Here is a 10044-nt window from a genome sequence, read left to right on the forward strand (position 1 = left end):
AATCCATTCCGTCTTCCTGTGGACAAGCTGTTTGCGATGGCGGCACGAGTCAACAAAAAGCGTTCGTTTTTGTTTGTCAGCAAGGTGCTCGGCAAGCATATCCCGGTAAATCCATACACTTCTCTATTAAGTGGGGCAGCACTAGCAATCCTGCTATATAAAGAGCTTGTCCCACAGTCAGGACAACAGATGGATAAACTGATTCAAGAGGCCGTCAGAGGACTTCTTGACTCGAATTATGCGAAAGTCGCCTATGAAAAGCTGATGGATGAGCGTTTGATTTTTGCTTTTCCGGAGCCAATCAAGTTTGTTGGTTTTGCCGAGACGGCTACAGCCCTCGGGCACAGCATGTATAGGTTATTTGATGACGGTGCTACATATATTCATACGACACGCGAGGATATTCCGGACCTTCGGCCTGTTATTCGGTTTGAAGAAGAGCATTCGCACGCGGTTGATCATCGTTGCTATGCACTGAATGAGGATGCTTTTGCCGGAGATGGACCGATTGTGCTGGTAGATGATGAGATTACGACCGGAAAAACAACACTTAATATTATACGGGATATTCAGGAGCATTTTCCGCGCAAACAGTATGTGATAGCTTCGTTATTGGACTGGCGGACAGACAGCGACGAGCAGGCTTTTGCCGATCTGGAAGCAGAGCTGGGCATCAGGATTACGCCTCTAAGTTTGCTCAAAGGAAAGATAGAAATTCAGGGAGCACCGATACTGGACCACACAGAATATGCCGGACAGACCGGGAACGCAGAGCATGCGGCCACTAGTACTGTGGAGGTTAATCAAGATTCTCCTGGAATAATTGACTGCCATCTTGAAAAGGATGCTTCCACTTTTGAGCGAGTATCACACAGCTCTCTATCAACCGATGGATACGTCAATACAGCTCCTTATCTTAAATATACTGGTCGTTTTGGTCTCCAATCCACCGACAATCCAGCATTGGATGCAGAAATCGCGCGCACAGCTGAACGACTGAACCAACTTCGTTCAGGACAACGCACACTGGTAATGGGTACGGGTGAATTTATGTACATTCCTATGCGCATTGCTGCGGAGTTAGGTCCGGATGTTTCTTACCAATCGACGACACGCAGTCCGGTATATCCCCACGGTGAAGAAGGGTATGGCGTCGCTTGTGGTGTAACCTATCCCTCGCCTGAGGACAGTACGGTACGCAATTTTATTTATAATGTAGAGCCCGGTCAGTATGACGAAATATTCGTTTTGCTGGAAAGAGAGTCGGACCCAGAGCGAATGAAGCCCATGTTGGATGCATTGGCCTGTCTGGGCTGCAAGAATGTGCATATCGTTTATTTTAACGGATTAACTAAGCAGGAGAATAAAGGAGCGCGGATATGAAGCAAGCACTTATGGAGCAAATACAGCAGAAGAACATTCATCCGCCCGTACCGCTAGGCAGTTATCCTGCCTCGGATGTTACTTTTTTATTGAAGGATTTGAGCCGGGTTGCGTTGGAAAAAGGAACGGAGGATCGCGAAGAGGCGATACAGTCTGGAGTCCATTATTCAGAAATGCTGCCCGTGGAATACCAACCCACAGCAGAGTATATTGAATTGTTTCATCAAACGCTTGCCCAATCTGCCCAAAAGGTTGCATTAGCAGCAGCTTCTGTGGCTGAGATGATTGTGAGAAAACGAGGCCTGAACACGGCGATTGTTTCTCTTGCCAGAGCGGGAACGCCTATTGGCATCCTGATCAAGCGTTATATTGACTGGAAGTATGGCGTATCTATGCCCCACTACAGCATTTCTATTATTCGTGGCAAAGGCATTGACCGAAATGCTATTTTATACATTTTACAGCAGCATGGGCTGGGGATTGAGCTTCAGTTTGTCGATGGCTGGACGGGGAAAGGCGCTATTCGTCAGGTGCTAATCGAGGCTTGCCGCGAAATGAATGCAGATTACGGGCTGCGCCTAAATGATGATCTGGCGGTGCTGGCTGATCCAGGCAGCTGCTCGGAGACCTTTGGTACACGAGAGGATTATTTGATCCCAAGCGCCTGCCTCAATTCAACCGTATCGGGTCTGATGAGCCGGACGGTATTACGCGACGATCTGATAGGTCCGGACGATTTTCACGGGGCTAAATTTTATGAATCTTGGCGGTCGGTGGATCAGTCCAATACGTTTGTGGACACGGTATCAGAGTACTTTCAAGCCGTGGCTGAAACGGCGGTTGCTCATGCGGAACAGATGACATTGAACCCGCCTGCCGTGACGTGGCAAGGCTTACGGGATATTGAGGCGATTCAACAGGCATTTGGTATTCGGGATATCAATCTGGTCAAGCCGGGAGTGGGGGAGACGACCCGCGTATTGCTCCGCAGGGTGCCGTGGAAAATTCTGATTGACCGTGAAGATAATCCGAATCTTCAGCATATTATGCTGCTGGCCAAGGATCGTGGAGTGCCTGTTGAGGTATTTGAAGGATTGACTTATTCCTGTTGCGGAATCATCAAGCCGCTAAAAGGGGGACAAGAATGATCTACGCAAGTGATCTGGATCAGACACTGATTTATTCCAAACGTTCGCTTGGTGTGCCGCTGGAATCCCCTGGTCTGCTGCCTGCGGAACAGATCGACGGAGTGACGTCGGCTTTTATTTCTGCACAAGCTTTGCAATTGCTCAAGACCCTACCGGCAGATGTCATGTTTATGCCTGTGACGACTCGGACCATGGAGCAGTATAAACGAATCACCGTATTCCAGACGGAATTGATTCCCGCCTATGCCGTGACGAGTAATGGCGGAAACATCATCGTCGGAAGCGAGGTGGACCGAGAGTGGAATCGGCGTATTCACGAACAAGTACGCCGCGATGGTGCTCATGCGGAAGAAGCACGTCAGGTATTTGGACAGGTGCTGCATGAGGACTGGGTCGTAAGCGAGCGGTTTTGCGATGAATTATTTTATGCTTTCGTGATTGAACGGGATCGAATGCCGCTGGAGCAGGTACTGGACAAGGCGCGGGTGATGCAGGAAATGGGCTGGGAGGTATCCATTCAAGGCCGCAAAGTATATCTGGTGCCTGCGGCCGTGAATAAACAGGCAGCCGTGGAGCATATCCGCAACCTTACCAATGGGGGAGCTGTAGTTGCATCCGGTGACTCTTTGCTGGACCGTTGTCTGCTGGATTATGCAGACTATGCGATTGCGCCGCGTCATGGTGAATTGTATCGGGAACAGCTGCGGGATCAGCTAGAGATCAATTACCGATTTACGGAAGTGTCGGGGGTTTATGCAGCGGATGAAATGATGGAATATGTTTATGAAGTACACGGGAACATGTCAGCGGCTCGTACTTCATAATTAAAATCATAGGGGACGTGGCGCTGTGAAGAAGGTCAAAGTGTATTTTAACCGCTGGTTTTCGGTGGTGTATCATTATATGAACGCTATTCGTAACAATGAGGACGGTATTCCGTTCGAGATTTATGCCACACACTCTGATCCGCAGCACATGGCACTGCAGGCCAGTGATGTAGCTGAAGTAGAGCCGCGCACAAGCGGTGTGGAGTACGCACAATTTTGTGCTGATTTTTGTAGACGGCACCAAATTGATATCTTTATTCCGCGGTGGAATATGCTCGATATTAGCAAGCATCTTTATTTGTTCGATGATATTGGTACAGAAGTAATGGTGTGCCGGGATATCGAATTGCTGGAGCAATTGATGGAAAAGGATCTGTTTTATGAATCCATCCGTCAAAAGGGTATTGTCGCGATCCCCGATTATGCCATTGCCAGCAATGCCGAGCAGTTTAAACAGGCATACGAATCATTAATAGCACTTGGGCACAAGGTATGTTTTAAGCCATGTAATGCTGAAGGCGGAATGGGCTTTCGTATCATTGATAATGAACGCAACCCGCTGAAGGAACTGTTCGGCCACGCGCTGAACCATATTTCATTTGAGGAAGCACATCGCGTATTGTCTTCCACAGAGACGTTTCCCAATTTGATGGTGATGGAACTGCTGGAGGGATACGAATACAGCATTGACTGCTTGGCTGACCGAAACGGAAAATTGTTAACAGCCGTTCCGCGTCGGAAGGCAGGTGGACGATTACGACTGCTGGAGCAGCATTCTGAGCTGTTGAAAGTGGCACAGAACGTCGCTGAAGCGTATCACATTCCGTACAATTATAACATCCAAGTAAAATATAACGGCGAGCAGGCCAAGTTGCTAGAGATCAATCCGCGGATGTCTGGAGGACTTCATGTATCATGCTTGTCTGGTATCAATTTTCCCTATCTGGCGGTAAAATCGGCTTTGGGTTATGAAATCGGTTCACTACACCCACAATACAACATTTTAGCCAGTCATATCGAGCAGCCAATCAAGATAAGCCAATCCTTACATTGACATAGATAAATATTGTTTTCTACAATATGGTAAGGGTTTACGTCAGGAGGTACAAGCTATGACTTCTAAAATGTGGGGTGCCACGATTGCTGTGGTCAGCTACCTGATTGCGCTTTTACTAAGTTATTGGTTGCCATTGTTTGTGTGTTTGGCGATTCCGATTATTTGTATGGGAGGATACAGTGCTATCATGGCTGTTCGTCATCCTCGTCCCAATCTGACCGGTTCTGTGATCCCGGTGGAACAAGAGAGGGCTGGTGAGGGACAACAACATGAAAAGGAAGCTACTGCTCTACGAGAGTGTATAACAGGACAAGCACGTTTGTCGGACCAGATGACCAGTGAATTTGTTCAGGTCATGGAATATTTGGATGTACTGGAGGACATGGTGATCTCCGAGGGACAGAAAGATGCGCTTGATAACGAGATTGTCGAGAAAGCGCTGGCTCTATTTGCACGTTTGCAGCGGGTCATCCCGCTTTTGCACGAATTGAATAACAGCGAAGTGAATCACACGGTTCGGAGATTGATTTTGAAGGACTTGAACGGACTGATTAACCCGTTTCTTCGTCTCAGTGGTGATGCCAAACGAACCAACCGCAGGACGCTACTCAACGGATTGCGAGATGTAGATAGCAAAATATCTGTAATTGTATCCACGGTGGAGCATAAGGATCTGATGGAATTACAGAGCAAAGCAGAGCTTATTCATCAGCGATACAGCAGTTCCGAATTGTAGGCGATTTTAAATTTAAAAATGCAGCAGAGCTGCACTGAATAATACTGATTAACCTTGGTTTAGCAGTTTGTTTTCAGAATAGGAGGTAGCGTATGGCGACCCCATGGGCTGAATTGAAAAAAGAAGATGAACAAAAGGTGACTGAGGAGGCTTCACAGCTGATTCAGAAGGTAGCACAAAGCGATGTTATGAGTCTGGACACCTTAATAGATGACATTGGTAAGCTGGGGGTTAAAACGCAGGAACGGGCGGGACAAACCCTTAAAATGTTGGATCGTCCGGTAAACGACCTCATGTCTGGTGATCGGGCTGAGGTCTCGAATATGATCTTAAAACTCCGGGATGAATGCGAAACGCTTCAGCAGAGTAAAGATGTAGGTTTTTTTGGCAAGCTCCTGCGTAAAAGCCCGTTGAAAAACTACATTTATAAGTATCAGTCGGTGAAGACGAACATCGAGAAAATCATTACTGCTTTGAGAGATGGCAAGGATAACTTGGAAGAAAATATCGTCAGCATGCGGCAGTTGAAGAAAGCCTCCATCGAAGAAATTTATAATTTGCAGACGAAGATTGCCTTTGGTAATCGCTTGAAAGAGCTGTTTGAAACCGAGATTGCTAAGCCGGAAAATGAAAATCGCAAGCCTCATCTGGAGCGGGGATTGCGCAAAGTGGTTACTCGCACACAGTCGATGACTGAAATGATCTTGTTATACAATCAGGCGATTGCGGCAACGGATATTATTAATGATAATAATGATAAACTGATTGATTCCGTTAATAATGCGATTGATAAAACATCGAATCTAATCACCGTATCAGCTATGATCGCGATGGCACTGGCGGATCAAGATAAAATTATTTCAGCCGTTGATGCCACTAACCGTACGATTGAGGATCAATTCAAGGAAAATGCGAAGCTTCTCAAAACGACGACCGAGAGAACAACGGATCTGCTTAGCAAGCCGTCTATGTCATTGGAGGCTGTGAATCAGGCGATTGGCGATTTGGTATCTGCTTTGGATCTGTCTGAAAAATCGAACCGTCGAATTATTGAAAGCTGCCACGATTATACAAGTAAAATGACAGCAATTAATGCTAACCTTAGCCAGCGTTTGGGTATTGAAGGAAAAGAACAATCCCCACCGCTAAAGGGTAACCCTTCTGCTGAGGGACTAAGCTCGTTTTTGAACTGATAGCTAATTTATAAGAACACAATAATCTAGGAAAAGACGCCATGGTGAGTCCAAACGGCGTCTTTTTTTGGTTTGCCAGCGGACCCTAAAGGACATGATAAACATAGATAACATTCTCGTGCATAAACTCTTAAAAAGTGAACTGACAAAGGAGAGAATGAGCGTATGATGTCCTTTATCTTGGGCTGTGTCATTGTCTATTTGCTGGTGGCTGCCAGTAGCGAAAAAGCAGATTCCATTGCGGAGTTAAATGATTCTGTGAAATAAATTTTTTTATTGTAAATCATGCATTTTCTGATAGGATAGAGTTAAATATTGGAATCCCAAAGGAGAATGCATGCTGGAATTTTCATTTGAAATCATCGACGAATCGAAAATCAACATTGTATATCAGTATGGAAGCAGCAGCTTCAATTTTAATTTATTTTTTAACTATGGTGTGTGGACGCTGCATCCTTTTGACGGGATTCTGCTACAGAACAAGGAAATGTGCCGTCTGATCGTTACAGATCTGTTGAAGAACAAAGATTTTCATGTCATGCTGGCACGCGAAAATATTTTATTGTCAACCCTGCGTACCTCGATTGATCTCAATCCCGAAACTCGGGGAGAGCGATACCAGGAACAGGAAGTTGATGAGCTATCTGAATTTGCTGAGACACATGGCTTTGAAGATGTGCTGCAAATCGAGCAGGATTCGATCCACGAGCGTATAGACTTTTTCCAAAACATTATCCAAAGGATGTATATGGAAGGATTCGGTCCGGAGGATAATGATTTTAACAAGGTGCAAGCGATCCTCCGCATTTATAAGACTGCACATGACCAACTCGGAGAATTGAGCAACTATCCCCTCAGAGGCGACGATCGGCGACGCAGATGGTAGAAGCATATTTATTAAAAAAAAGAGAGAGTCCCACGAATACATTCCACGGGACTTTCTCTTTTTTTGTAGATCAGTTACAAAGCAAGGCAGGCCAAGTGATTTAATCTTGGTCTGCTTCCCCCCTAACTCCCCCCCATTAATACCACCGAGCAAAGTATAAGCCCCGCCCCGCACCCAGAGGTATATACCTTGAGGTGGCGGAACATGGATGTTTTCCAGGCTGACAGAGATTCATTATTACGTCAGTTGTTTTCGATTGAATAGACGGCCCCATATCCAGCACGAGCAGATTTTTGAGATACAATACATACTGCACAGCGAGCGGCTTATCCAGATTGTACCGAGCACGCATATTTTGCAATACGGTCTCTGGAATGGTCTTGGAATCGTTCGAGAACGGATCTCCCGGAATGATGTGCATGATAATAAACGTTAAAGTGACGATAATCCATAACGTAATGAGCATCGTGAAAAGACGTTTTAAAATGTACATGATTTCTCCTGTCAATCAAGCTGTCTTACATTATAGAACACAGGTCAAATTTTCGTCACAAGTTTTCCATTTTTATAAGGATAAGATTCCGCTGATTCCTCTCGACGAGTATCCTGCGGTATGGTATGATGATACTCTGATAACGTGTTAACGAACTAAAGCGTTTGCCGCCTATTCTTAAATACGGGGGTCACCATTGTTGGAGGGGAATAAAATGAGAAAAGCAGCCATGTTTACGATGATGATTGGGTTGATTATGATCGTGCTGGCCGGATGTTCCGGCGGTAAGGATAACAGCAAGTTGATTATTGGAATTGATGATAAATTCGCGCCGATGGGCTTTAGAGATGAAAATAACGAGTTAACCGGTTTTGATATTGATTATGCGAAGGCGGCCGGGGAACAAATGGGCAAACAAGTGGAATTTCAGCCGATTGACTGGTCTGCCAAAGAATCCGAGCTGAACAGTGGACGTATTGATCTCATTTGGAATGGATACACCATTACGGATGAGCGTAAGGAAAAGGTGCTGTTCACGAAGCCATATCTGAAAAATAGTCAGGTGATTGTTGTTCCGGCTGCCTCCAGTCTTTCCAAGCTGGCTGATCTGGCGGGCAAAACGGTGGGACTCCAAACGTTGTCCTCAGCGGCCGATGCATTGGATGCGAATCCGATTAAAAGTAAATTGAAGCCAGTGTCCGAGTATCCAGACAACGTTCTCGCTTTGACGGACTTGAAAACCGGTCGCCTGGATGCTGTTGTCATCGATGAGGTTGTTGCCAAGTATTATATGTCTAAGGAACCAGGGACGTATAAGCTGCTTGATGAATCACTGGCTCCTGAGGAATACGGCATTGGCGTGAAAAAAGGGAACGAAGAGCTGTTGACGCAACTGCAATCTGCTCTGGGTGAGCTGCATAAGAACGGAAAAGCGGCTGAGATTTCAAAAAAATGGTTCGGTGAAGATAAAGTATTAAACTAATACGTAATGTATTGAACTAAGGGTTTAGGAGTCGAAGGTTATGAGTATGGAATATATTTTACGAATTATGAAGCCTATGCTTGAAGGGGCACAGATGACGGTTATTTTATTTTTTATTACGCTCATCTTGTCTATTCCGCTGGGATTTATCGTTACGCTGCTGGCTAAAAGTCGGTTTAAGCCTATTGCCTGGCTGATGCACACGTACATTTATGTTATAAGGGGTACGCCGCTTTTGCTGCAATTATTGTTCTTTTGCTTTGGTTTGCCGATGTTGCCTGTTATTGGGGAATATCTGGTACTTGACCGGACAACGGCAGCGGTCCTGGCGTTTGTACTGAATTATGCGGCTTATTTTGCAGAAATTTTTAGAGGCGGGATGTTGTCGATTGATAAAGGGCAATATGAAGCCTCGCAAGTGCTGGGCCTAAGCAAGTCGCAAACGCTAATTAGAGTCATTGTGCCGCAAATGGTACGGATAGCCTTGCCTGCGGTAACCAATGAGGCGACGACCCTGGTGAAAGACACAGCTTTGCTGTATGCAGTAGCGGTACCGGAACTTCTGCATTTTGCGAATACAGCTGTAAACCGCGATTTTACGATTGTGCCTTATGTTGTAGCAGCAGTTATTTATTTGTTGATGGCTTTGGTGCTTACCATATTCTTCAGGGCGCTGGAAAAACGTTTTAAATTTGAGTAAAAGGAATGTCGGATATGAACACAAACGCAATAGAAGTAACCGATTTGAAAAAATCGTTCGGCCAGCTCGACGTTCTGAAAAGAGTGAGCTTTAATGTTAAAGCGGGCGAGGTTGTAGCTGTCATCGGTCCTTCAGGTTCAGGGAAAAGTACCATGCTCCGTAGTTTGGTACACCTGGAAGATGTGACGGGCGGGACGATTCGCATCCATGATAAGGCACTGGTGGAAAACGGTCAGTACGCTTCGGCAGGTGATATTAAGAGTATTACTACCGGGATGGGCATGGTATTTCAGCATTTTAATCTGTTTCCTCATTTGACGGTGCAGGATAATCTGGAACTGGCTCCAAAGCTGGTGAAAAAGGTGAGCAAGGCTGAGCTGCGGCGCCAGAGCACCGAGTTGCTGGCTAAAGTCGGCTTGGCGGATAAAGCGGATGCGTATCCGTCCCGATTGTCGGGGGGTCAGAAGCAACGTGTAGCGATTGCCCGGGCAATGATGATGAACCCTGATATTTTGCTATTCGACGAGCCGACCTCAGCCCTTGATCCCGAGCTGACAGGCGAGGTGCTGCGAGTGATCAAAAAGCTGGCTGAGGAGCACATGACGATGGTCATCGTGACCCATGAAATGAATTTCGCAA

Annotated in this window: 10 protein-coding genes and 1 pseudogene; 10 read left to right on the forward strand and 1 reads right to left on the reverse strand. The window is 46.0% G+C overall.

The features are described from left to right. Positions 1-36: 36 nt before the first annotated feature. From AC5V8P_RS19105 to AC5V8P_RS19135, 7 genes are all read left to right on the forward strand, one after another. Complete coding sequence (locus tag AC5V8P_RS19105) at positions 37-1383, forward strand: phosphoribosyltransferase family protein (protein WP_064795756.1); 1347 nt, start codon at positions 37-39, stop codon at positions 1381-1383. After that, positions 1380-2531, forward strand: a complete 1152-nt coding sequence (locus AC5V8P_RS19110) for a cysteine protease StiP family protein (protein WP_064795732.1) — start codon at positions 1380-1382, stop codon at positions 2529-2531. Before AC5V8P_RS19105 ends, AC5V8P_RS19110 begins: the two co-directional genes overlap by 4 nt. Further along, a complete protein-coding gene (locus tag AC5V8P_RS19115) occupies positions 2528-3355 on the forward strand; it encodes an HAD family hydrolase (protein WP_064795733.1) in 828 nt (275 codons plus the stop codon). Before AC5V8P_RS19110 ends, AC5V8P_RS19115 begins: the two co-directional genes overlap by 4 nt. Before the next feature lie 25 nt (positions 3356-3380). Beyond that, positions 3381-4412 carry an ATP-grasp domain-containing protein gene (locus tag AC5V8P_RS19120; protein ID WP_064795734.1) on the forward strand — a complete coding sequence of 344 codons (1032 nt, stop codon included), beginning with the start codon at positions 3381-3383 and terminating at the stop codon, positions 4410-4412. Positions 4413-4470: 58 nt separating this feature from the next. After that, positions 4471-5151, forward strand: coding sequence for a hypothetical protein (locus AC5V8P_RS19125; RefSeq protein ID WP_064795735.1), 681 nt, complete (start codon positions 4471-4473; stop codon positions 5149-5151). Positions 5152-5243: 92 nt separating this feature from the next. Continuing rightward, a complete protein-coding gene (locus AC5V8P_RS19130; protein WP_064795736.1) occupies positions 5244-6344 on the forward strand; it encodes a toxic anion resistance protein in 1101 nt (366 codons plus the stop codon). A 337-nt stretch (positions 6345-6681) separates the two neighbouring features. Next, entirely contained in the window at positions 6682-7230 is a 549-nt protein-coding gene (locus tag AC5V8P_RS19135) for a hypothetical protein (protein ID WP_064795737.1), read from the forward strand. Positions 7231-7462: 232 nt separating this feature from the next. Here the strand turns inward: AC5V8P_RS19135 and AC5V8P_RS19140 are convergent. Continuing rightward, positions 7463-7723: pseudogene (locus AC5V8P_RS19140) on the reverse strand (ABC transporter permease); the annotation flags it as partial. 214 nt (positions 7724-7937) lie between these two features. Here AC5V8P_RS19140 and AC5V8P_RS19145 point away from each other — a divergent pair. The 3 genes from AC5V8P_RS19145 to AC5V8P_RS19155 form a co-directional block, all read left to right on the forward strand. Beyond that, the gene (locus AC5V8P_RS19145; protein ID WP_063210849.1) at positions 7938-8705 is read left to right on the forward strand and encodes an amino acid ABC transporter substrate-binding protein; all 768 of its coding nucleotides are present in this window, start codon (positions 7938-7940) and stop codon (positions 8703-8705) included. A gap of 40 nt (positions 8706-8745) precedes the next feature. Beyond that, positions 8746-9405, forward strand: coding sequence for an amino acid ABC transporter permease (locus AC5V8P_RS19150; RefSeq protein WP_017426315.1), 660 nt, complete (start codon positions 8746-8748; stop codon positions 9403-9405). 14 nt (positions 9406-9419) lie between these two features. Continuing rightward, positions 9420-10044: amino acid ABC transporter ATP-binding protein (locus AC5V8P_RS19155; RefSeq protein WP_495473781.1), on the forward strand; the 625-nt coding region annotated here is incomplete at its 3' end.

This window comes from Paenibacillus sp. N119s, from assembly GCF_059447605.1.

Bases quoted from the DNA above. Each gene is read 5' to 3' on its own strand.
- AC5V8P_RS19105 (WP_064795756.1), top strand. From the start codon at position 37: ATGGCGGCACGAGTCAACAAAAAGCGTTCGTTTTTGTTTGTCAGCAAG.
- AC5V8P_RS19110 (WP_064795732.1), top strand. From the start codon at position 1,380: ATGAAGCAAGCACTTATGGAGCAAATACAGCAGAAGAACATTCATCCG.
- AC5V8P_RS19115 (WP_064795733.1), top strand. From the start codon at position 2,528: ATGATCTACGCAAGTGATCTGGATCAGACACTGATTTATTCCAAACGT.
- AC5V8P_RS19125 (WP_064795735.1), top strand. From the start codon at position 4,471: ATGACTTCTAAAATGTGGGGTGCCACGATTGCTGTGGTCAGCTACCTG.
- AC5V8P_RS19130 (WP_064795736.1), top strand. From the start codon at position 5,244: ATGGCGACCCCATGGGCTGAATTGAAAAAAGAAGATGAACAAAAGGTG.
- AC5V8P_RS19135 (WP_064795737.1), top strand. From the start codon at position 6,682: ATGCTGGAATTTTCATTTGAAATCATCGACGAATCGAAAATCAACATT.
- AC5V8P_RS19145 (WP_063210849.1), top strand. From the start codon at position 7,938: ATGAGAAAAGCAGCCATGTTTACGATGATGATTGGGTTGATTATGATC.
- AC5V8P_RS19150 (WP_017426315.1), top strand. From the start codon at position 8,746: ATGAGTATGGAATATATTTTACGAATTATGAAGCCTATGCTTGAAGGG.